Raw genomic sequence first — 23319 nt, forward strand, 5'->3', positions numbered from 1 at the left:
TGGAAAACTGCACTCAAATGGTACAGCTCCATAGTCGACGGGGCCTGGACCGCAGGCACATGGAATTAAATTCGTGGGGATCCCTCAGGGTCAGAGTACATTTCTGTGTGGTTATTTTACTGGCGTAAAAAGGCACAGGCCGCGTTTGTTAATATCAATTGGGGTTTTGCTGATTAGATAAATGCGAGTGGGGGCAGTTACACGCAAAATTCCGCCTTCGGCATTTAAAAACTGTGAAGGCAAAAGTACAGACGTGTCTTCACTTTCTGAATTGTCGGTCTCGGCTTTCACTGCAAAGTGTGACAAACCGCAGTGATCCAGCCAACCTAATATATTATCTGGCGTTGCCACAAAATTATCGTGCCTCAATACGCTGCTATGTAGCGTAATATTCGCACCGAAGACGGGCTTATTCTCTATCGCCATTTGCGTGTTAGGCTTTAAATGCAGACGGTATAGTCCGTGTGCTTCAGGCACAATGTCATCATTCGCATCTGTATTATTCACTAACGTAAGCATACAAAGTTTCACAGGTTAGTTTGGATGGTTTTATTTTGGTGGACTTACGGCTAGCCTGCGTTGATGTGGATCAACTGCCCTTGGGTTTACGCACTTTGTATAAAAAATTAGGCTTCTTGTGCAACAAGCATCTCACCAAGACGCTGAATAGCTTCGGTGCGTGCAGCCTGCGTACTATCAATGAAATTAAAACGCAGGCAATGTCGATACTTACCTGTTGCCGAAAATAGTTGCCCTGGCGCGACATAAATTCCTTTTTGCTTGGCTTCGTCAGCCAGCTTCACGGAGTCATAACGGCTGTTTAGCTCTACCCAAAGCACATAGCCCCCTTGAGGGTAGCTAATACAGGTGTCGGCGGGAAAGTAACGCTTAATGTCTGAACGTAGTGCGTCTCGTGCACTTAGGTAATGGTGACGCATAGCCCGAATATGTTTGTCATAACCGCCTTGCTCAATGAAACTGGCTATAGCTAATTGGGGTAGAGTAGGGCACATAGAGCTACTGACATATTTAACGTGGAGCACTTTATTTCTATAGCTTCCCGGCGCTATCCAACCCACGCGAAAACCAGGCGCTAGCGTTTTTGAAAACGAGGAGCACAGTAAAACACGCCCATCTTTATCGAAAGATTTAATGGTTTTTGGACGAGGGTAAGCGTAGGCAATATCGCCGTAAATGTCGTCCTCTATAATGGCTACGTCGTACTCTCTGGCCAATTCATATAACGCTTTCTTTTTCGCCTCAGGCATAACGAATCCTTGAGGGTTATTTACCGTTGGGGCGACTAAAATGGCCTTGATCGGCCATTGATCAAGCGCTAGCTTTAATGCCTCTAAACTCAGTCCTGTTTCAGAGTCGGTGGGGATCTCTAATGCTTTTAATTCAGCGCCTTTTATAGCTTGCATAGCACCATAGAATCCGGGGGATTCTACCGCTATCACATCACCGGCGCTCGCCACTGCGCGAAGGCAAACAGATAAGGCTTCCTGGCAGCCAGAAGTCACAATGAATTCGTCGCTTTGCAACACACAGCCAGATGCTGCGGCCAATCGGCTTAGCTGTTTTCGCAGAGTTTCATCACCTTTTACGTCACCGTATATCATGCCGTCCAAGGCTCGATGTTTGGTGAGTTCATGCAGGCGTTTTATAAGCGGTTTAAGGGTTTTGGCAGTCATGTTGGGCATGGCATGCTGAAACTGGCACAGGGTTTTAGCGTCATGATCTTTATTGAAGGTATTAAGTAAAGTGTCTAGCACATCTTCCCATTGAGACACATCCATAGGGCGTTGCGGAGGCTTCGTCATGCTAGGGGTGTTATCTATTAAGATACTACGGGCGACAAAATAACCTGATTTAGGTTTTGCCTCTACCAGTTGCTGCGCTTCTAACACTCGATATGCTTCCTGCACGGTAGCTATACTTACTTTATGCTCCGTTGACAGCTGCCTAACCGAAGGTAACTTGTTCCCCACCTCAAAAACACCACGCTCGATTTGGGCTTTAAGTTCATTGGCTAATGTTTCGTAAAGCGTCATCGCAATATTTATTCTTATGAAGTCATCTGCATACAGATAACTATATCTTAATTGGCAGGAGCTTTTAACCATACAGATTGGTGAAATAACTACCATACAGACGTTACAATGACTAAACTGTATGGCTGTTTTTAAGTGTGTTTGGGTATGATGCATACAAAAATATGATTGTATTGTGTTGGTGAAAAACAAGCGTTTGGTTAACCGACCCCTTTCTTTTAAAGAAACGCATTGCTCACCTCAACACATAAGGACTGTCATGGAAACATCTTTACTCATCGCGCTTGCGACATTCGCGTTCATCAGTACGGTAACGCCTGGCCCGAATAATATGATGCTATTGGCTTCTGGGGCACAATACGGTTATAAACGTTCGCTGCCGCACATGCTGGGTATTGTAATTGGTGTTGCAGGTCTAATGATAAGCACACTGCTAGGCATTGGTGCGCTGTTCAACATATTTCCCGTACTGTACAGTGTGCTAAAAGTACTTGGCGTGGCATACCTGTTATGGTTAGCATTTAAAATTGCCACTGGCCCCGTAGATGAGCCAGTAGGCCTAGTAGAAAACAAAATTAAGTCGACCAAACGCCAAGGGCCGCTCAAGTGGTGGGAAGGGGCATTATTTCAGTTAATTAACCCTAAAGCATGGATGATGGCGTTAGCCAGCGTAGGCACGTTTTCACTGCCTGGCGAGCACTACACCCAATCTGGTATTGCGATTGTTACCGCTTTTGCCGTGATTGGTTTTCCAAGCATCTCGCTTTGGGCAGCGGTAGGCGCAAAAATACGCGTGTGGTTGAGTTCGCCAACTCGAAGACGGCAGTTTAACCTTACAATGGGCGCGGCCACAGCAGCCACGTTATTTTTGATAGTGTAACGGTTATATTAACTGGACGCTGGCCTTTTGGGTGTAAACCGATTGGCTGGTGTCTTTTAAAAAACTGATAAAGGGAACACGTAAAATGGAGTGGGTCGAAGTCTTTATTCAATACTTAAGAGCCTATGAACAAAAGGACCTAGACAGTGTTTCCGATATGTTTGCGGATGACATTGCATTAAGGGACTGGAAAATTTCTGTAAAAGGTAAACGGTTGGCCGTTGATGAAACACGTAAGAACTTTGAGAATGCTGACTCGATAGAAATAGATGTGCTGTCTACTATGGTAAACGAGAAGATGGTGTCTGGTGAGCTCAAAATTGTGGTGGATAAGTCTGAAACACTGTTCGTTGTTGATGTCTTGAAATTTAATGAAAACGGTAAAATCATAGCTATTCATGCTTATCTAGGACGCGACGATTAAATCTAGCGCAAACAATACAAATACAAGGAGCAGGTCTTCATGGAATTGAACCAAGTCACGTTACCCGTTACTAATATGGTCGAAGCGGTGGAGTTTTACCTTACACTTGGGTTCACTCAAATTGTAGATACACCGCATTATGCCAGATTCACCTGTCCTGAAGGCTCGTCCACTTTTTCGCTCTCTTTAGAAAGCGAAAGTGCTCAAAATCACAGTGTGATCTATTTTGAACACGAGGCGCTAGAAGAGTTGTATACCTCTCTTGTGGAAAAAGGTATTCGTTTTGAGCAGCCGCCAACGCAGCAGCGCTACCTTTGGAAAGAGGCCATTTTAAGAGATCCATCTGGCAACAAAATAAAGCTGTACTGGGCAGGAGAGAATAGAGTGAACCCGCCTTGGAAAGTGGAAATAAAGCAGTAGCCATTTAGATAAACTTCAAGAAAAACTGAGATAACCAGTGACAGACTCCCAAACTAGCGTGCACTTTCGCTTAACAAAATTAGATGCCATGCAGGCGTATACGCTAAAACGAGAAATTGAAGGCGCTTACTTTAGTAAGCGTGAAGAATTTGTAGATGAAAAAGGCTCAGGTGCGTTCATTGGCATGGTGCCTTTAAAAGAAAGCCTGTTTGACGAACTCAACGATTACGTTATTCGCCAGCAAATTCAATATGATGACTGCGATATTTATGTTGAATCAAAAATTGCTAACGGTGATATTGCCGTGCCAAGGGTGGTAAACAAATTGCTCAAATACATCGACTGCAAGCTGACTTTCGCTTTTGCGAAGTAGTTTCAATTGAGGTGCGCTACTTAAGCGTGAACCGCCAAGGCAAGGTTGTGTCATCTCGTGCACCTAGCTTACCGGATTGAGCGTCTTTTGCGTAGTCTATGCCAATGCGAGGCGAACTAGCGATGTGTTTGCTAGCAATGGCATGGTTACTTTCCTCAATCCAAATCAGAGTGTTATTTAACACAGGCTCACCGTTAAGCGCAGGTGTTATTGCAAGAGCTTGTGTCAGCTTAGCTGGACCGTCACATAGATTACGCAATGATGTCTTCATGCCGCGACGTTCACGCATTTTGTCTACACCTTCTGTAGGCTTAATTTTTCGGATCAGAACTGAATCAGTGTGGTCAGCGTCATTTGTAACAATATTCAACATACTGTGAGAACCATAAATGGTGTAGATGTAAGCAACGCCGCCTTGCTTTTTAAGTGTTGTTATCGAAGAAGGGCGCCGCAACAGGTGTTTTTCCATGGCAAGATCCTGATGACCACGGTAGGCTTCCGTTTCTGTTATCGTTCCCCCGGTTAGTACGCCGTCGACATTACTAAACAAGAAGTTACCAATGAGCGATTTCGCTATATTGACGACATCGCTATCAGTGAAAAAAGAACGCTGTATTTTTCGTTTAGGTTTATTAATCAACAAATTAAGACGACTTCATAATTTCGCTGTGAGATTTTAGCACTTTGCTACCGTCGTCCTGTTCAATGAGATATGCTGGGTCGCTGTCGCTAGCCTCTCGTTTTACCGACGAACCCTTAATCGTGCGCTCTACATCATTGGTAAATTTTTCTCTGATATTACCCGTTGCACTACCGTTTCCCCATTCCCATTCTACTTCTGTATTTACCGCATAATGTTTCATAATTTTTCCCTAAGCCACTAAATCAACTATTAACTTAGTTGTTTAACGAAAAGAATAAGACCTGAGTTCAAAAAGGGGGAAAATAAGGATGGTAAAAAAGTAAAGAAAGTTTGAAACTCTAGGGCCTGTTGACCTTTGTTGTACATTTTTGCAGCGGTCTGTGTGCCATCTAGACAAGGCGGATGTTTGACGGTTTAGTGGTTCTAAATCGAAAACATTCAACGCAGTATAGATGGCACAAAGGCGCTGCCCGAAGGGGTCGTTATGGAAGCCTTTTACTCTTTGTCACAGTCCTTTAACTTAGCTCGCTAGGCTTGCAGGACTGTTTCGCGATTAAAAGGCTTCCATTTAGACCAAAATTCGTACACCAAAGGTCAACAGGCCCTAGGATAGGGTTTCAATTTGTTTTTGTTTGGGTAGTTGTTTTTGCGTAGCTGAACTCCCGGCGGTAGCAATAACGACTAAAGCCACTGCAAACCATTGTGAAAGCGTGAGGGTTTCATCAATAATGATGAACGCCGCTATGGCTGCAACGGCAGGCTCAACACTCATCATAATGCTGAAGGTTTGCTTAGGCATATTGCGCATCGCACTCATTTCTAACGTATATGGAATAGCCGACGAGAATACGCCTACAGCGAACCCGATGAAAATAGCCTGTGGCGAGAGTAAGGCGATACCTTGACTTGCAACGCCAATAGGCACTACACAGATAGCGGCCACTAGCATGCCTAATGTTACCGTAACACCGCCAGAACCTTCGTTGCCTGTTTTGTTTCCAAATACGATGTAACCGGCCCAAAACGCTCCGGCTGTAAGGGCAAGAATAACGCCGACGGGATCTAAGCTCTCGGCCGACGCGCCGCCAATATCGGGAAGCAGCAAACAAACGCCTGCAACGGCTAAAATAGCCCAAGCAAAGTCTCTCTTTTTTCTGGCACTAAAAAATGCCACAGCCAATGGTCCGGTGAACTCAAGCGCAACACCTATGCCAAGGGGAATACGCTCAATCGCAAGATAGAAGATGATATTCATTGCGCCTAAGCAAGCGCCGTAGAAAATAACGTTACGCCATCCTTTTGCGCTTAAGCGCGCTCTCCAAGGCCTAAAAATTATTGTTAACACCAACGCGGCGAAAAACGCACGAAGAGCACTGGTGCCTTCAGGGCCGACGATAGGAAAGAGTTGCTTCGCAAACGATGCACCAGACTGTATGGTTACCATCGCCAGAAGCACTGCGACTATGGCAAGTAAAAAACGTTGATTCACAATATATTGCAACCTGGATGAGACAAAACAGGATTATATTTGTTCTAAAACTGAAATGCTCGTTGATAAGGGAAAGTATTGAAAATTAAAAGGTGATAACAGCTAGTTTCATTATTTTAAACCAATGAGCCTTTTACTTTGCAGTTAGAATACACATGAAAAGTAAGTGAAATAACCAAGATCTGAATGGTGGGCAAAGCACAAGCGTGTATCATGATTATCTCGCACAAATAAATGGAATAAAGACATGGAAATGCGACAACTCTCTTCACCGATAGATATTAAAGGCTTTTCGGTGATTACCAATAATCACACTGAATTCTCACCACAGGGAAAGATACCCACACTTTGGCAAAGGTTTGATAATTCGATAGCTGTTGACTATAAAGGCGGCGAGCGAGTGTATGGCGTGTATTTCAACTACGAATCCGATCATTCCGGTGACTTTTCCGTGTTGGCTGGGTTTGACGGTGACTCAGTGCCCGAACATTTAAAGGTTGAGCACATCACTATTCCCGCAGGAAAGTATCTCGTTTTTTCGCGACAAGGTGAAATGCCGCAAATTGCCATTGATGCATGGAGCGATATTTGGCGCTATTTCACAGAAGGAGGTGCCGAGTATGAAAGGACGTTTTCAATAGACTTCGAGCACTATGTGAATGGCAATCATATAGACGTCTATATAGCGATAAAATGACGTCATGTTAACTTTATAATAAAAAAACGGCGCTAATAAGCGCCGTTTTTATCATTGCTCAATATTACGTAAATTACATTTTGTACGCTACGGTAACGTATCCGAAGCGGCCAATATTGTCGTACGCGCCGTCTATTGAACCCGTGCCTGTCGTGCCTGTCGGTAGCGCACGGTTAAACAGGTTATCAATACCCACGGTTAGGCTAACACCGTTAGCAAAGTTGTAACCCGCGGTCACGTCAGTCACAGCGTATGAAGGCAGTTCCATACGGTTGCTCGGATTTGGGTTACGCGCTAACTCTTGGTTGTCGTAAAGGCTTGAACGTTCTAGGTAGCGAGTTTTCCAGCTTGCTTCCCAATCACCACGGCTATAGTTGATGGTGAATACACCCTGCCAATCAGATTCACCTGCCGTACCTGCGTACTGATAGAATACCTCAGGGTTATCTTGGAATGGGAATTCTTTGCGGTCTTTAAGGTAAGTCGCAATCAAGCTAGTACGGAATGCGCCTTCTAGCGCGTCGAAATCATATCCTAGTTCGAAGTCGATACCCTTGGCTTCTTGACCCGCGATGTTCAATGCATAGCTACGAATCTGAGTGATTTCACCGGTAGTTCCATCACGGTCGATAAGGCCACAGTATACGTTGTTAATACCCGACTCAGAGTCAACACAGCGGTCCAAAATTGTTTGGCCGTCAATAGACGAAATCGCGTCTGTCAGCTCGATTTCCCAGTAGTCAACAGTAGCGGTAAAGCCTTCAAACCAGCTAGGAGTATAGACAACACCTAGTGTTTTAGAGATTGAGCTCTCCGCTTGCAAGTCAATGTTTCCACCGTTTACGCCTTCTAGCGTTGCTGAGTCGTAATCAGAGTTGAAATCTGCAGGGATACCTAACGCTGCACAGTTTGCAATGCGTTGGTCGGCGTTGGCTAAGTCAGCAAGGTTGTCTGTACGACATGGATCGTCTACGCGGAAGAAGGTTTGGCTTGCTTCACCATAAAGTTCACCGATGTTCGGCGCGCGTAGTGCAGATGATTTTGTCGCACGTAGACGTAAATCTTCATACACTTTCCAATCTAGACCAAGCTTCCAGCTTTTCGCGTTGCCAATCGAAGAGTAGTTGGCAATACGCGCCGCAGTATCAAATGTCAGCATTTCTACGCCAGGGAGATCGGCAAGTAGTGGAATAGTAACTTCAGTAAATACTTCTGATACATCGTAATCGCCTTTATCTTCACCTAGAGTGTTGAAAAAGGTACCCGCTGCATTATCAGGTTCTTCAATTTCGCTTTTTTCTTTGCGATATTCAACACCGGCTGCAAAGCCAACGTATCCTGCAGGTAATTCATAAATACCAGAGTTTGCGATGGTTGCGCCAGCGTTGTATTGTTCAATTTTGCTTGTGCCAACTGATGTAGTATTGACGTAGTCAATTGCTTCTTGTGAAGGCTGACCAAAGCCCATAATGTTCAGCGGTACACAGCCGTCATCACTACCTGACGCACAAACAATGTTTCCATCGCCGTCAGTTACTGCATTAAGTGCATTTTCGAAGTTTTGCAAAACAAGGTTGTTGCGGTTCTCACGCTCTAATTCAGTTTTGCCGTAGTTTACAAATGCCTCGTAGCTCCACTCGTCACCCATGTAGCCTTCGATACCTAGCACGTAGCGATAAGTTTCACGCTCGTCTGCTTCGGTGCGGCGCCCTAGGTCAGTCATCATGCGGTTAAGCTGAATGCTGTCTAGTTCGTTTTCATCCATGTATGCGGCAACGCTATCATCTAGAAAGGCATTGTTACGATAAATGGTTGTCTCTGAGCCGCCATAGAAGAAAGCAGGCTGGCCCATTGTAATTGCACGAGTACGCGCGTACTTAGCCTGTGCATACACTGTGGTGTCGTCGTTTAGCTCGTAGTTACCTTTTACATTTAGGTTAGTACGATCAAACTCAGGCTGAAGCTGCGTAAACTGGCGCAGGTTAAACGAATCACAGTTTGCGCAGAACGCACCGTCTACTTGGTCACCGGTGTAGATTTCGCGAATTGAACCGTCAGCGTTGAAAGTCTGAGAGTTGCCGCCAAAAACGCCAGAGTTGTTTAGTGTGTAGTAGCCCGCATTAGCAGTGTAAAAGTTGTCAGGAAATGCCGTTGAATTTAACTGGTCATCACTGCGCTCGTATCCCATGATGCTTTCAAAGCTCATATTACGATACGACGTTGCAGTCCAAGGGTTGTCAAGGGCCTCTAAAGCTTCTTGTGAGCTGTATTCGGCTGCAAAAGCAATGTTGCCGCGATCATTGTCGAAGTTAAAGCCGTATGATGCTTGGTATTTATCGTTCTTATAACCGTTTTCCTGTGCAAAGCCTTGCGTCGCACTCACGTCGAAACCTTCAATGTTCTTTTTAAGAATGAAGTTAACAACACCAGTTACTGCATCTGCACCATAAACCGCAGAAGCACCGCCAGTAACGATTTCTACGCGCTCAATCCATGAAGTAGGGATGGTGTTGGTATCAACCGCTGCAGAACCTGCTGAAGAAGATACGTGACGTTTACCGTCTACCAATACTAACGTGCGGTCAGTACCCATACCTCGTAGGTCAAGAATATTTAGACCAGCAGTTCCAATAAATTGACCTGAATTACCCAATGAGAATGTGTTTGCAAGTGAAGGAAGCTCATTAAGCACCTCACCAAATATTCATCGCACCTGAATTAAGAAGTGACTCACCAGAAATGGCTGTTACTGGTGATGGAGCGATAGCGCCCTGACGAGAGATACGAGAACCGGTGACCTGAATTTTTTCAACGTCAGCGCTTTCATTTGTTGAGTCCTGTGCAAGAACGTTGCCTGAGGTCAACGCGACACTTCCTGCTAATGCTAACTGAACTGCAGTTGCAATATTTTTCATGGATTGTTCCTAGTGAATTAGATTTACGTGCTTGTTGTTGGTTAACGCCCCGTAAATAGGCAAGGGCTAGCCAAATTGCATGCGTAGTTTTTACTTATGTTGCAATGGCGCGCATTCTAATTATCTAGTATTAAATAAATCAATTTTTTGCGGTGAATTAAATTCTAGCTATGAAAGAGTTAACTTAATTTTAAAGAATTTATAAATAGTAGGTTTAATTAATATTTTTAAGTATTGTATTAATAATGTTCAATAATTGTTTTTATATTGACCATGTGGTCGAAAAGTGTCTTTTTAGAGCGCTTATTAGGCGGTTTTCGTCTTGTTTTTAATTTTCTTGGTTAATTTTGAGTTAGAAGGTTTTTGCTCGTATATTGCACTAACTGAGTAAATTTAAACCGTGTATATTAAAGTTTCTTTTTTTAACGTGAATAATAGTTGTTTTGTCGCTGTTTTAAATCAGGTAATTGCTAATGTTGCTCATAAGTTAAATGTTTGTTGCTTTTCCATGTGTTATATTTTTCCTCTTATTTCTTAATGATGTTTTTAATTATCCTTGATTCTGTGGAAACTATAAATAATGTAAGGGAGTTAACCTTAAATAAGGTCGAATAGATGAGAATAACGCTGATACTGTTTTGAACCGCTAGAAATAAAAAAGCCCACGTTGATATGGGCTTTAGTGCGCTTTCAAAATGCTCTTGCTTAACAAAAGTTTTGAGGCGTATTAAGCACTGAGCTTCTGAGCTAATTCCTGCCTTACTATTTCAGCGCCAGCGCTGAGCGCCTCAAGCTTGCCTCGAGCAACCTGTCGTGAAAGGGGCGCCATACCACAGTTTGTACAAGGGTAGAGTTTGTCGGCATCCACGTACTTTAATGCTTCACGTAATGTAGCTGCTACTTCTTCTGGTGTCTCTATTGTGTCAGTTGCAACATCAATAGCGCCCACCATCACTTTTTTGCCTTTAAGAAGCGAGATCAGTTCAATGGGTACATGAGAGTTATGGCACTCCAGAGAAACCATATCAATATTGGATTTTGCTAACTTAGGAAAGCTCTCCTCATATTGTCGCCACTCAGAGCCTAATGTCTTCTTCCAATCGGTATTAGCTTTGATGCCATATCCGTAGCAAATGTGCACTGCAGTTTCGCATTTAAGCCCTTCAATGGCTCTTTCTAAAGCGGCAATACCCCATTCATTGACTTCATCGAAAAATACGTTAAACGAAGGTTCATCAAACTGGATAATGTCAACACCAGCAGCCTCAAGCTCCTTTGCCTCTTGGTTTAGTATTTTGGCAAACTCCCACGCAAGTTTTTCGCGACTTTTATAATGGTCGTCGTACAGCGTATCAACCATCGTCATAGGACCAGGTAACGCCCATTTGATGGGCTGATCGGTTTGGCTTCTCAAGAACTTTGCGTCTTCAACGAACACTGATTTTGGCCGTGTAACAGCTTGGGTAACGACAGGTACGCTAGCGTCGTAGCGATTGCGAATACGTACGGTTTTACGGTTTTCAAAATCAACACCGTCTAGGTGCTCAATAAAAGTAGTTACAAAATGCTGACGGGTTTGCTCACCGTCACACACAATATCGATGCCTGATAGAGCTTGTTCCTGAAGCGTAACGCGAAGCGCGTCTTTTTTGCCTTCCTCTAATGCTTCATCTTCTAGCTTCCACGGCGACCACAGGGTTTCAGGCTGTGCAAGCCACGATGGTTTTGGAAGACTGCCTGCAATTGAAGTGGGGAGTAGTTTTTTCATGTGATTCGCTTTCTTCTAATCAATAATTTGTATGGATGCGCGAAGGGCAGAACCTGCTGCCCTTATCATAGTTTTGTTGTCGCAACGTGTGCGGTTTGAATATCGCAAGTATTTAAATGAACGGATCAGGCGTAGCTTGCTGTGAATTGCGCTAACTTGTGTTGATAAGGCTTTATAAAGTTCTCTTCTACGAACTTGCCCTGTTCAACGGCTAGATGAGTCCGCTCTTCACGGTCATAAACAATGCGAGTCACTGAGTGATCGCTATTTTTCAAGTTTGGTTTGTAGCTTAAACCTGCCTGGGCGTTAGCGTTATAAATCTCAGGGCGATAAATTTTCTGGAAGGTCTCCATCGTAGCAATAGTGCTGATAAGTTCTAAATTGGTGTAGTCGTTTAACAAATCACCAAAGAAATAAAATGCAAAAGGAGCAGCACTGTTTGGTGGCATGAAATAGCGCACGTTTAAGCCCATCTTCTTGAAATACTGTTCAGTTAGTGATGATTCATTAGGCTGATATTCAACGCCTAAAACGGGGTGCTGATTTTCTGTTCGACGGTAGGTTTTATTGTCGGAAACGCTTAAACAAATGACCGGCAGCTTTGAAAAATGTGCTTTATAGGCTTCTGAATTAACGAAATACTTAAACAACTTTCCGTGCAGATCACCAAAATCGGTAGGGACACTGAACGAAGACTGGCCACGGTTGTGATTAGATAGACGAACGCTAAAGTCATAATCGCGCACATAAGACGAGAAGTTGTTTCCTACAATACCTTGAGTGCGTTTACCCGTTTTTTTGTCAATTATATTGGTTTGTAAGATTTCGATAGTTGGGAATGTGTTGCCGTTACCCTCAACGTCGATATCTACCGACACAATTTCAAGTTCGACAGCATAGCGATCGCCACATTCATTATCCCAGCTAGCCAGTGCATTGAAGCGGTTGTTTATCATGCTTAGTGCATCGCGCAAATTTTCTTTGCGGCGTTGACCACGAGCTAAATTGGCGAAGTTGGTGGTGATGCGTGTGTTGTCTGAAGGGCGATAATCTTCATTAAACTGAACGCTGTTAATAGTAAAAGAGAAATCTGTGTTCACGTTGTTGTTCATGAGAATGCGCTTCTATTCCTAAAGTTAAACCGAGTAGTGAGACTGCTGTAAAAGCTATGAACACGTTATACGTTGATTTAACTATGAATAAAAATGACTTATTTTCATTTTATCATGAAATATTGTCATATATTGAGCGGGCGAAGAGCTAGTCGCCTACTATTGAGGTGGTAGATCTTTACTTGAAGTTGAGGTTTGCCACGAAATGCACAAATTATGCGTGTCTGATAAAACGTAATCATCACCGCCACAGTGACCAGTTTTTGTATGTGGCGGTCTATCCGCCGCTAATGATTGCGTAACGCATCAATTAATTCGTCTTTGCTCATGTTAGAGCGACCTTCAATGCCGACTTCCTTGGCCTTTTGATACAGTTCCTCTTTAGTGCGATCCTCGTACTTTTTGCCTTTTCCACCATCTTTAGAAGGCGTTTGTTCGCTATTGGCTTGCGCATTGGCAATGCGCGCCGACTTCTCTTTGCTATAGCCTTCCTCGCGAAGGGCTTCGTAAGTGTCGTCGTTTTTAATTTGGTTGCCGTGGTCCTTAGACATGTTTAACTCCTGTTTTGCATACTGAGTAATCGATTAATGTTTCGCCGTAATTCTTACTTTGTATTTATATAGATGGATTACACAGTCGTTTAAAAGGCAGGCTTCAAGTGCGAAGAACCAATAGCGAGAGAGTGCTGCGCCTTTAACATCAGTAAAAATGTCATTCATCGCAAACGCCAAAAACGACAAAATAACGCTGCACCGTAATGTAACGACTTAACGCGTTAAAACTTCTTATGTTGTCAATTTTAGTGCGCCACATGCACGTAAAAAGTGCATTTATGTCAATGGTTTAGCGTTTTTATGCTATTGCGCGTTCAAAATTAAGCCTTTAGTCTAAAGTGAATATAGACGGAAGGCAGAGCGAAATATGAATAAAAATGAACAACAGAGTACCGTGAATTCTTCACGCCGTAATTGGTTAAAGTCTGCGGGATTAGGTGCAGGAGCAGTAGCGCTAACGACCAGCGTTGACAGTATTATGGGCGACCTTCGTGCCGCAGGTATGCAAACTGAACACTTCCCGTCTGCTACCCCCAATGTAAACGATGGTCTTATTCGCTTATCGTCAAATGAAAACGCCTTTGGGCCGTCAAAAAAAGCCGCAAAGGCAATGCAAAGCGAGCTTTTAAACCTAGCGCGTTATACCGACGCTACGGTTGAAGTGTTAGCGCAAAAAATTGCTGAGCAAGAAGGCGTATCTGCTGAGCAAATCGTAATTACGAATGGATCTTCACCTATTCTTTTTGGCTATGCGGACTGGATCACCAAAAACGGCAATAAGCTGGTAACGTCTATGGCAACCTACGAAGGCGTACCACGGGGCGCTGAGTTTATGGGGGCAGACGTGACCTACGTGCCGTTAGCCAATGATATGACTTTTGACCTAGATGCAATTGAAGCTGCAGTAACCGAAGATACGACTGCTGTGTACGTATGTAATCCAAATAATCCGACAGGGAGCATGGTAGATGCGGCGAAGCTTACCGCTTTTGCAAAACGCGTATCGAAGAAAGCACAGGTTTTCATCGATGAAGCCTACATTGAAATGTCTGATGCTTACCCCGCTAATGTGCAATCGAAGCTAGTAGCTGAAGGGTACAACGTGGTGATTTGCCGCACCTTCTCTAAAATTCACGCCATGGCGGGACAGCGTCTCGGTTACGCCATCATGCCTGCTGAGCAAGCTAAAACAATGGGCGGTATGCTGCGCATGGGTGGTGTGAATTACTTGGCATTAGTAGCGGGTATGGCAAGTATGGATGATCATGAGAACTTAAACACAATGCGCTCACGCATTAAAACTGAGCGTGAAAAGTTAGTAAAAGTAGCTAAAGAGTTAAAGCAGCCGTTTGCGCCAAATCCACAAGGGAATTTTATTTACATAGATACGGGCATGCCGCACGATAAATTTGCAGAAAAGATGAAAGCTCAAGGTATAAAGGTCGTAGGGCGTACGTGGCCTGGGTACGACTCATGGTCACGCATTAGCGTAGGGACACCTGAAGAAACTGACGCGTGCGTTAAAGCATTAAAAGCGGTACTCGCTTAAAAAACAACAATAACACCTAGCGCAGAGAGAAAAGGCTGAACGCAATTTGTGTTCAGCCTTCGTTTTTTGAATCGCTATTTCTCGATAGCAAACGTTAAGCCTGCTTTTTCTTCTAAACGGCGGATAAGCTTGTTACCAAGTGCTGCCGCAGGTGTGAAGAAACCACCAGATAAACTAACGTCTTTGCACAAGCAAAGGGCAGATTCTGAAATCATTTTACTGGTAGAGCCGTAACCTGGATCCTTGTCGCCTTTTACCGATACGGCTAGCATATCACCATTGGTAGCGGTACCCACAAACATGACATCGTAAAAGCCATTTTCGCGCTCTTCTTTGCTCGGGCCTTCACCTGGTTTAGGGCCATCATCACTTGCAAGCGACTTATCTTTGGCAACGTGATTCGCCATGGCTTCACCTTTCTCACCTGGGCCAGTCATCATCATTTCATCATATTGAAAGTTCTTGCCGTAGCTATATCCGCCCAGGTAGTTCGTGCGATGAACGTTTTTAGTATTGATGGCCGCCATAATAAATGGTGCAACCCATGTGCCTAACTGCTCATCGAAGTAAGGTTTATTGCCATCGGGCTGTGGCTGATTTGACGCGCCATCGGTTAATGAGTGCGGGTTAATAAGTGCCGCCATGACAGACTTATCTTTGTGCGCAGCCGCCATGGTCGCTTTTAAACTTGCAGCCGTACCGCCAGAGAACGTGCCCTGCATTTTACGAACGCGACCTTTTACATATTCAATGACATCGCCAGTTTGCTTTTTTGCATGTTCTTGAAGGTAGTACACACCAAGGTCAAAAGGCACAGAGTCAAAGCCACACGAGAACACAATGTTTGCGCCGGTTTCTTTAGCTTTCGCTTCGTACTTATTGATCATTTGGTGCATCCAGGCTGGCTCACCGCAAAGATCTGTATAGCCGGTGCCGTTATCGACACATGCAGAAAGTAACTTTTCACCGTAAATTTGATACGGACCAACAGTGGTAAGTACAACGGCTGTGCGCTTCGTCAACGCATCTAGCGCGTCGTCATCATCACCATCGGCTACAATGCTAGCAACGCTTTCACTAATGCCTAGCTCCTTTTTTACGCCGTTGAGTTTAGCTTCGTTTCGGCCTGCGACCGCCCACTTAACGTTGTCATCGCTGCCATACTGAGCCTGAAAATATTCAGCTACTAACTTACCCGTAAAACCTGTAGCACCGAAGATAACTACATCAAATTCCCGTTCGTTACTCATTGTTTTGTCCTGTTTTATTTCGTTTCGACACGTGTCATCAATATGCGTTACTCAATATACGCACAAGCACCCATATCTATCATTTTTTTCGGTAATATTTGTCTATTCACGAAATTAAATGGTGAGCATAAAAAGCGTTAGCTTAATGATTCTACAAACTCAGCTAGCCGTGAAAGCCCTTCCTCCAAGCGTTCAATGCTAGTGGCGAAAGACAGTCTTACGTAATGGTTTGCATTGTGCTCACCAAAATCATTACCCGGCGTAAGCGCTACATGATGTTGTGAAAGTAGGGCATCACAAAATTCAATTGCACTTAGCCCTATGTGCTTAATATTGATGTAGGCATAAAACGCACCGTCAGGCTTTGCATCTAAACCAAGCCCCATATTTTCAAGTGCACTAAAAACAAGGGAAGCACGCTTTTCCAGCGTATGGCGGTTTTGCTCGCATTGCGCCAATGCTTCTGGTGTAAAGCATGCAAGAGCAGCCTTTTGCGATAGGGTAGAGGGGCAAATAAACAAATTCTGCGCGAGTTTTTCAACGATGGGCGTCATCGCTTCAGGTACCACACACCAGCCAAGACGCCAGCCGGTCATGCCAAAATATTTGGAAAAACTGTTTATTACGACCACTGTTTCTTCAAGCTGTGCATTGGCAAGTACGGTTTGAAGTTTGGTATCAGTGCCCAAGGTCGATTGGGAAGCGAATGTATCATTGCGTACATCAAGATCAGCCGAAAGCGATAGATCCAAGTAAATTTCGTCAACAATTAAAAAGCCACCTTTGGATTTGCAGTACTCGCCAATTTTAGTCAACTCTTCTGCATCTATAACCGTACCAGTAGGATTGGCAGGTGTGGCAATAAGTACGCCTTTCGTGTTGTGCTTCCAATTATCGGCAACACTTGTTACGGTTAGCTGAAAGTTATCCTCACTGCGTGTTGGTACCAGCGTTACCTCTGCGCCAAATGCGTTTAAAAAACGTCGGTTACAAGGGTAAGAAGGGTCGCCCAATATCACGTTGTCGCCTGGTTCAACCAAGGCAGCACTTGCCAAAAGTAAAGCGCCAGAAGCCCCAGCGGTCACGACCACTCTAGAAGGGCTTACCGCTACGCCATGTTTAACTTCATAAAAGCGTGCAATGGCTTCACGTAGTTCAGGCATGCCCAGCGCCGAGGTATAGGGAAAATCTGGGGCACTCAAGCTTTCTTTCATTGCCTCGAGTACTGCCGCGGGTGCGCCGAAATCAGGCTCGCCTAAATTAAGTCTTATAACATCTTTACCTTGCTGTTCTAGTGTCGTGGCTTTTTCGCCATAGGCCATAGCAAGAAACGGAGAGATCGCCGTAGCGCGAGAGGCAAACTTCAAAATAAAACCCTTATTAGTAAGTGCCAATTCAAACTGTACCGCAATTAGTGATCACTCTTGGTCATGATTCAAGGGAATTCTTCGAGAAGTACAATTAACTCGCTGACTTACTTCATAGCTAACTATTTAAACGAACAAACTTTTCGGCCAGCTCGTCTAGTGACTCTCTATTGTTCGGGTCGGGCTTAACCACATCGATAGGGCATACCGCTACGCAAGTAGGGGCATCGTAATGCCCCACGCATTCTGTACAGCGTAACGGGTCTATTTCATACACTTTATTACCCATGCTTATAGCGGCATTAGGGCATTCGGGTTCGCACATGTCGCAGTTAATGCAGCTATCAAGAATAAGCAGTGCCATGCATTATGCCTCGCTCGCGTTTTCGGGTGTTACTGCACTAGGAGCTTTTCGAAACGGATTGCGGGTATCAACGCCTTCATCTAAATTTCGCAGCAGTAGGGCAAAGTTTAGAGACACATCGCTGGGTATCGGTATTCTTACTTGGTGTCCTGAACCCTTAGCATCCGTAATAGAATGGTTTCTCTTATCCAGCATCTCATTTAGAGTAAAGGTAATGTTGCCGCTTGGCGTCATCAACTCAAGCGAGTCACCTACACAGAATTTGTTTTTAACGTTTATAATTGCATAGCCAGACTCTTCACAACGGTCAATCACTTCACCAACAAATTGCTGTTTATCGCTGACTGAGTGGCCATACTCATAGTTCTGATACGCGTGGTGCGCATGGCGACGCAAGAAACCCTCGGTATAACCTCGATGAGCTAAAGTTTCCAAGCTTCCCATTAATGTACTATCAAAAGGCTTTCCTGCTACCGCGTCGTCAATTGCTTTTCTATAGACTTGAGCGGTTCGGGCACAGTAGTAATGTGATTTAGTGCGGCCTTCTATTTTTAAACTATGCACGCCCATTTGGGTTAACCTGCCAACATGTTGCACGGCACGCAAATCTTTAGAATTCATAATATAGGTGCCATGTTCGTCTTCAAAAGCTGGCATCAGTTCTCCAGGCTTTTCCTTTTCTTCTAACATAAACACTTTGGGGCTTGGCGTGCCTTCACCAAGGGTAGGATTTACCACTTGAGGTGCTGTAACTGCCTTATTAATCTCACTGGTTAGAACGATGTCGCCAGTTTCGTTTTCCTCGCCTGCCTTAACATCGTAAGACCATCGACAAGCATTGGTACAAGTGCCCTGATTAGGATCGCGTTTATTCATATATCCAGACAATAAGCAGCGCCCCGAATACGCCATACAAAGCGCGCCATGCACAAACACTTCCAACTCCATGTCTGGAACATGCTCGCGAATAGTTTCAATTTCTTCCAAAGAGAGCTCTCGGGACAAAATAACGCGCTCTATGCCTTGTTTCTGCCAAAACTTCACCGTGGCGTAGTTCACCGCATTGGCCTGCACACTCAAGTGAATAGGCATTTCAGGGAAGGCGTCGCGCACCATCATAATAAGCCCTGGGTCCGACATAATTAACGCATCGGGCTTCATAGCAATTACTGGTGAAATATCTTTTAAGTAGGTACCTAGCTTACTGTTGTGCGGAGCAATGTTGCTTACTACATAGAACTTTTTACCTAAAGCATGTGCTTCTTCTATGCCTATCGCTAAGTTTTCAAGGCTGAATTCGTTGTTTCTTACGCGAAGCGAGTAGCGTGGCTGCCCAGCATAAACAGCATCAGCGCCATAGGCGAAAGCGTAGCGCATGTTGCGTAAGCTACCCGCAGGTGCAAGCAACTCTGGCGCGATTAACGTTTGGTTTGGCAATGTTGAAACTGAGTCTTCACGTAGGTTAGAAGAGCTGCGATTAGGTGATAATTTTGAAGTCATAGATAAAAACCGCTACTAGACGCTTTAAACAAGGCGGCGGATTTTATAAGCCGTAAAATACCTCTACAACTCAAACAAAGCTTGGTGTTGACCAAGATCAAATAATTTGTTGTCGCTCATGTTTTTGAATGTTTAAACGGCAATTGAGCAGAGTCAATGCCAGCTGTTTTCTTCCATATAGTTGCGTTTTTAGTGCATTACCTTCGGTAGGAAAAACCAAGCCTGTTCACAGCTAAATAACAAGCAAAAAGAGCGCACTAAACGATGAACTACCATGGGCAAAACCCACCACATAGGGTAGGCTAGAAATTCACAATAATAAGGACTAACTGCATGCTGCAATTGAACATTTTTCATAAAGCGGCGCGACAAGTAAAAGCATCGGGCAAATCGGCCATTGCGATTACCGTATTATTTGTCGTGTCTACGTCTTCCGCATTGGCAGCGCTGCCAAGCATTGGTGAATTCACCAGCGATATGACCAAAAAAGATGGCTTAATTCCTGTTTACTATGACGATGAAAGTGACAAAGTTTACTTGGCGGTGCCAACAGACCACGCCGAATACCTGTTTCAAAGTAGTTTGCCGTATGGCGTAGGGTCTAACGACATTGGCCTTGATCGCGGCCAGCTAGGCAATACGCGTTTAGTAAGCTTTGAAAAATTTGGAAACAAGGTTTTATTAAAGCAGCACAACACCAAATATCGAGCAGCTCACGGCAGCGACGCTGAGAAACAGAGCATTGATGAAGCCTTTGCTGATTCGGTTATCGCAGGTTTTACGCTGGTAGCCAAAAACGACCGTGCCAGTCTAATAGATTACACACCGTTCTTATTAAGCGATATTCACGGCATTGGCAATCGCTTAGCGGGAACTAACCAAGGCAGTTTTAGCGTAGATAACATGCGAAGCGGCGTGTATTTACCTAAAACCAAAGGCTTTGAAAAGAATACTGAATTAGAGGCTTTAGTCACCTTTGCAGGTAAGAAGCCAGGCGAATACGTGCAGCAAGTTACGCCCGACCCAGAAAGCTTGTCGGTGCATTTGCATCACTCGTTTGTGGCACTGCCTGACGACAATTACACGCCCAGAGAGTACCACCCGTACTCGGGCTACTGGAAATTCAGTTACTTTGATTATTCAACGCCTATCAGCGAGCCTACTGAACAGCGTTTTATTACCCGCCATCGTTTAAACAAGAAAACCCCGCATGCTGCAATGAGCGAAGCAGTGGAGCCTATTGTGTATTACCTAGATCCTGGTACTCCAGAACCCGTAATGACCGCGCTTAAAGAAGGGGCGAGCTGGTGGAATCAAGCCTATGAAGCCGCAGGCTACAAAGATGCGTTTCAGGTGAAAGTATTGCCCGAAGGTGCCGACCCAATGGACGTGCGCTATAACGTAATCAACTGGGTACATCGCGCAACGCGCGGTTGGTCTTATGGTTCGTCGGTTGTCGACCCGCGCACTGGTGAAATTATCAAAGGTCACGTTACGCTCGGCTCATTGCGTGTAAGACAAGATTATTTAATTGCCCTTGGCCTAACCAGTCCTTTTAAGGACGGCAGCACCGACACCACTGCACAGCAAGAAATGGCTTTAGACCGCATTAGGCAGCTTTCAGCCCACGAAGTAGGGCACACATTGGGTATAGCCCACAACTTTGCGGCAAGTGAAAATAACCGTGCGTCGGTAATGGATTATCCTCATCCCAAAATTAGTATTAAAAACGGCAAAATTAGCTTGGAAGGCGCGTATGATAAAGGCATAGGCGCATGGGATATTCACGCCGTCGCGTATGGCTATCAAGATTTTGCCAGCGACGTAGAGGCAACGGAAGCCTTGGCAAAAATTATCGTAAAAGGCCGTAATGAGGGTTTAAGTTTTAAGTCAGACCCCGATACCCGCAGTAGTCGTCATGCATCAGCAAATGGTCATATGTGGGAAAACGGTAGCAATCCGCTAGATGCTTTCGATGAAATTTCACAAGTGCGCGAACTGGCGTTAGCCAATTTGGGTTTAGACACCTTAAGCCCAAATAGCAGTTTATCCTCGCTTGAAAATGCTTTAGTGCCTATTTACTTACTCCACCGTTATCAGTTAGAAGCCGTTGCAAAGCAAGTCGGCGGTTTAGTGTATGAATACGAGCGCAAAGGTGACTACACCCAAGCACAGGGCCAACAGTTTGTAGCACCTGCGGTGCAGCAGCGCGCAATGCAACAGTTAATTACTGCCACTACTGCTGATTACCTGACTATACCTGAATCGGTACTCGCCCTTATTCCACCTACAGCCTATGGCGACGATATTACTCGCGAGCACTTTAAGGGCAAAATGGGGTTAATGTTAGACCCTGTTTCTGCCGCTGCTTCAGCATCTAACTTTGCGTTTGAATTACTATTGCACCCAGAGCGCTTAAACCGCTTAGAGTGGCAAACAAGAAGTAGTAATGACAGACGCAAAAAAGTAGGCGTTTCTATGCTGGTGAAGCAAATACTTAACGTTCACTGGTATAAAAATAAGTCACAAAGCCCATTAGCAAAACGCTTACAGTTAGTGGCGTTAAATGCAGTGATGAAAGCAGTAACTAACGATAAGTTGGCGCCTGAAGTAAGAATGGAAGCCGAACTTGCTCTTCTTGAATTTAGCGAATGGTTAGACGACAAAGCAGACGACAATCAGTATGAAATACTGAAAGAACAGTTCGATACTTATTGGGCTAGTAAGGCATGGCCAAGTACCTTTGAAGTAGAGCCGCTACCGCCAGGTTCGCCGATTTAAAATGCGCTGCTACCAAGGACGCTGCTGATGCAAAACCATAGTAGTAAAAAAACGTCAATGCCGCACAGGGATGCTGCGGTACGGCGTATTCCTGTATTTGTTGGGCTACTGCTAATTCTCATACCTTTAGCTGAAAGCGTTAATGGAAGTGTTTTGTGGGGGATGAACTACCATTCCCCAAAGCTCATGTCACAGGTCGGGGATATGGTAGCCTGGGTGAAATTGATAGCGGTATGTGCAGGTGTTTACCTGATTTTTAAGCAGAAAGGTGCACTTAAGCTTTTGTTCAAAAATAAATGGGTTTCTAACATCCTTAACATTTTTATCGCTGTAGTGGCTTTTATTCAGGTTAACCTAGGTTTTTTTGACGTCGCGATGGATATGGTGTTAACCGATAATACAGACTACTTTCATAAAGAATTTGAAATAGGCAAAAACACTATTTACGTGCATACCCTAGACCAAGGTGCTTTGGGAAAGGCTTATCATAACTTTTACTTAAAATGCCCACTTCCTTTACACCGTTTTGAATTAAAACCAATTGAACAAACAGACTGGGTTTTAGATTTACAGCTTAAAGCAACCGATGTTGGTTTTGGCGTGTTTAACGGACGTGGAGAGTTTAAACATGATATTGGTTTGAATGGGATAAATTGTACTTAAATTGTGAGCGGCTTCCTCGTCACGCTGGACAATATCATCATTGTATTGGACTCTGCCATTATTGATAGATCTTCCAAAAAGCCGTCTAGTGCTTTCATTGAATCTGTCGCTACTTTCATTATGAAGGCGCGTTCACCCGTCACATTGTATCCTTCAACGACCTCTAGCCGTTCTTTCATAAATGCTAGTATTTGCGGCTCCTTACCAATAAATACACGGGCTTGAACCATGGCTGTAATAGGTAATCCCATGTTGTGGCTATCGATTGTTGCAGTATAGCCAGTAATTACGCTTTCCTCTTCTAATCGCTTTACGCGTTCAGCAACCGCGGGGGCGGAAAGGTGGACACGTTTCGCTAATTCCGAGAAGGAAATACGCCCCTCAGACTGCAAAATATGTAGAATATTTCTGTTAATCTTGTCCATCTTATTTTTCCAAAGTAAACGCAGCCTTTTCCTTTGTTTTACAAAGTTAAATGCGCGAAATTCAATTATTGTGTTATTCATCGCTTAGCAG

Annotated in this window: 21 protein-coding genes and 1 pseudogene; 8 read left to right on the plus strand and 14 right to left on the minus strand. The window is 44.3% G+C overall.

The features are described from left to right. Positions 1–111: 111 nt before the first annotated feature. Positions 112–519 carry a hypothetical protein gene (locus MHN09_RS10465; protein WP_014949801.1) on the minus strand — a complete coding sequence of 136 codons (408 nt, stop codon included), beginning with the start codon at positions 517–519 and terminating at the stop codon, positions 112–114. Positions 520–626: 107 nt separating this feature from the next. After that, complete coding sequence (locus tag MHN09_RS10470; RefSeq protein WP_039225389.1) at positions 627–2054, minus strand: PLP-dependent aminotransferase family protein; 1428 nt, start codon at positions 2052–2054, stop codon at positions 627–629. Between the two features lie 259 nt (positions 2055–2313). Between MHN09_RS10470 and MHN09_RS10475 the strand changes: the two genes are divergently transcribed. The 4 genes from MHN09_RS10475 (at position 2314) to MHN09_RS10490 (ending at position 4151) form a co-directional block, all read left to right on the plus strand. Then, positions 2314–2934, plus strand: coding sequence for a LysE family translocator (locus MHN09_RS10475; RefSeq protein ID WP_039225391.1), 621 nt, complete (start codon positions 2314–2316; stop codon positions 2932–2934). 85 nt (positions 2935–3019) lie between these two features. Then, a complete protein-coding gene (locus tag MHN09_RS10480; RefSeq protein ID WP_039225393.1) occupies positions 3020–3358 on the plus strand; it encodes a nuclear transport factor 2 family protein in 339 nt (112 codons plus the stop codon). 39 nt (positions 3359–3397) lie between these two features. Then, positions 3398–3778, plus strand: coding sequence for a VOC family protein (locus MHN09_RS10485; protein ID WP_014976792.1), 381 nt, complete (start codon positions 3398–3400; stop codon positions 3776–3778). 37 nt (positions 3779–3815) lie between these two features. Beyond that, positions 3816–4151: a hypothetical protein gene (locus MHN09_RS10490; protein WP_014979563.1), complete on the plus strand. Its 336-nt coding sequence runs from the start codon at positions 3816–3818 to the stop codon at positions 4149–4151. A 16-nt stretch (positions 4152–4167) separates the two neighbouring features. Here MHN09_RS10490 and MHN09_RS10495 read toward each other — a convergent pair whose 3' ends face one another. From MHN09_RS10495 to MHN09_RS10505, 3 genes are all read right to left on the minus strand, one after another. Then, entirely contained in the window at positions 4168–4794 is a 627-nt protein-coding gene (locus MHN09_RS10495; protein WP_239240605.1) for a DNA-3-methyladenine glycosylase, read from the minus strand. Between the two features lies 1 nt (position 4795). Further along, entirely contained in the window at positions 4796–5014 is a 219-nt protein-coding gene (locus tag MHN09_RS10500; RefSeq protein WP_239240608.1) for a DUF2945 domain-containing protein, read from the minus strand. A gap of 384 nt (positions 5015–5398) precedes the next feature. After that, positions 5399–6283: a DMT family transporter gene (locus MHN09_RS10505; protein WP_171338728.1), complete on the minus strand. Its 885-nt coding sequence runs from the start codon at positions 6281–6283 to the stop codon at positions 5399–5401. 247 nt (positions 6284–6530) lie between these two features. Between MHN09_RS10505 and MHN09_RS10510 the strand changes: the two genes are divergently transcribed. Beyond that, positions 6531–6980, plus strand: a complete 450-nt coding sequence (locus MHN09_RS10510) for an effector binding domain-containing protein (RefSeq protein WP_239240611.1) — start codon at positions 6531–6533, stop codon at positions 6978–6980. 73 nt (positions 6981–7053) lie between these two features. On the opposite strand, the pseudogene MHN09_RS10515 reads toward MHN09_RS10510, so the two are convergent. From MHN09_RS10515 to MHN09_RS10530, 4 genes and pseudogenes are all read right to left on the minus strand, one after another. Beyond that, positions 7054–9895 (minus strand): annotated as a pseudogene (locus MHN09_RS10515) (TonB-dependent receptor). A 727-nt stretch (positions 9896–10622) separates the two neighbouring features. Continuing rightward, positions 10623–11663 carry a methionine synthase gene (locus tag MHN09_RS10520; protein ID WP_039216499.1) on the minus strand — a complete coding sequence of 347 codons (1041 nt, stop codon included), beginning with the start codon at positions 11661–11663 and terminating at the stop codon, positions 10623–10625. A gap of 125 nt (positions 11664–11788) precedes the next feature. Then, the gene (locus MHN09_RS10525) at positions 11789–12763 is read right to left on the minus strand and encodes a DUF1852 domain-containing protein (protein WP_168463359.1); all 975 of its coding nucleotides are present in this window, start codon (positions 12761–12763) and stop codon (positions 11789–11791) included. A 299-nt stretch (positions 12764–13062) separates the two neighbouring features. Beyond that, positions 13063–13326, minus strand: coding sequence for a Rho termination factor N-terminal domain-containing protein (locus tag MHN09_RS10530; protein WP_168463356.1), 264 nt, complete (start codon positions 13324–13326; stop codon positions 13063–13065). Positions 13327–13696: 370 nt separating this feature from the next. Here MHN09_RS10530 and MHN09_RS10535 point away from each other — a divergent pair, with 370 nt between their 5' ends. Further along, complete coding sequence (locus MHN09_RS10535; protein ID WP_239240614.1) at positions 13697–14878, plus strand: histidinol-phosphate transaminase; 1182 nt, start codon at positions 13697–13699, stop codon at positions 14876–14878. Between the two features lie 74 nt (positions 14879–14952). On the opposite strand, the gene MHN09_RS10540 is transcribed toward MHN09_RS10535, so the two are convergent. The 4 genes from MHN09_RS10540 to yegQ all read right to left on the minus strand — a co-directional run bounded on the left by MHN09_RS10540 (position 14953) and on the right by yegQ (position 19359). After that, positions 14953–16128, minus strand: a complete 1176-nt coding sequence (locus MHN09_RS10540; protein ID WP_014949786.1) for a saccharopine dehydrogenase NADP-binding domain-containing protein — start codon at positions 16126–16128, stop codon at positions 14953–14955. Positions 16129–16265: 137 nt separating this feature from the next. Beyond that, a complete protein-coding gene (locus MHN09_RS10545) occupies positions 16266–17495 on the minus strand; it encodes an aminotransferase class I/II-fold pyridoxal phosphate-dependent enzyme (RefSeq protein ID WP_168463354.1) in 1230 nt (409 codons plus the stop codon). Positions 17496–17613: 118 nt separating this feature from the next. Then, positions 17614–17859: a YfhL family 4Fe-4S dicluster ferredoxin gene (locus MHN09_RS10550; protein WP_014976780.1), complete on the minus strand. Its 246-nt coding sequence runs from the start codon at positions 17857–17859 to the stop codon at positions 17614–17616. A 3-nt stretch (positions 17860–17862) separates the two neighbouring features. Next, on the minus strand, positions 17863–19359 hold the full coding sequence (yegQ, locus tag MHN09_RS10555) for a tRNA 5-hydroxyuridine modification protein YegQ (RefSeq protein ID WP_275446496.1): 1497 nt from the start codon (positions 19357–19359) through the stop codon (positions 17863–17865). A gap of 333 nt (positions 19360–19692) precedes the next feature. Here yegQ and MHN09_RS10560 point away from each other — a divergent pair, with 333 nt between their 5' ends. After that, positions 19693–22140 (plus strand): zinc-dependent metalloprotease, encoded by a 2448-nt coding sequence (locus MHN09_RS10560; protein ID WP_239240617.1) that lies wholly within the window; start codon positions 19693–19695, stop codon positions 22138–22140. A gap of 162 nt (positions 22141–22302) precedes the next feature. Further along, positions 22303–22803 carry a hypothetical protein gene (locus tag MHN09_RS10565; RefSeq protein ID WP_239240661.1) on the plus strand — a complete coding sequence of 167 codons (501 nt, stop codon included), beginning with the start codon at positions 22303–22305 and terminating at the stop codon, positions 22801–22803. Here MHN09_RS10565 and MHN09_RS10570 read toward each other — a convergent pair. Further along, positions 22800–23228: an Lrp/AsnC family transcriptional regulator gene (locus MHN09_RS10570; RefSeq protein WP_014976775.1), complete on the minus strand. Its 429-nt coding sequence runs from the start codon at positions 23226–23228 to the stop codon at positions 22800–22802. The two genes, MHN09_RS10565 and MHN09_RS10570, sit on opposite strands and share 4 nt — an antisense overlap. Positions 23229–23319 lie beyond the last annotated feature (91 nt).

Source organism: Alteromonas sp. MmMcT2-5 (assembly GCF_022348315.1).
GTDB classification, from domain to species: Bacteria; Pseudomonadota; Gammaproteobacteria; order Enterobacterales; family Alteromonadaceae; genus Alteromonas; species Alteromonas macleodii.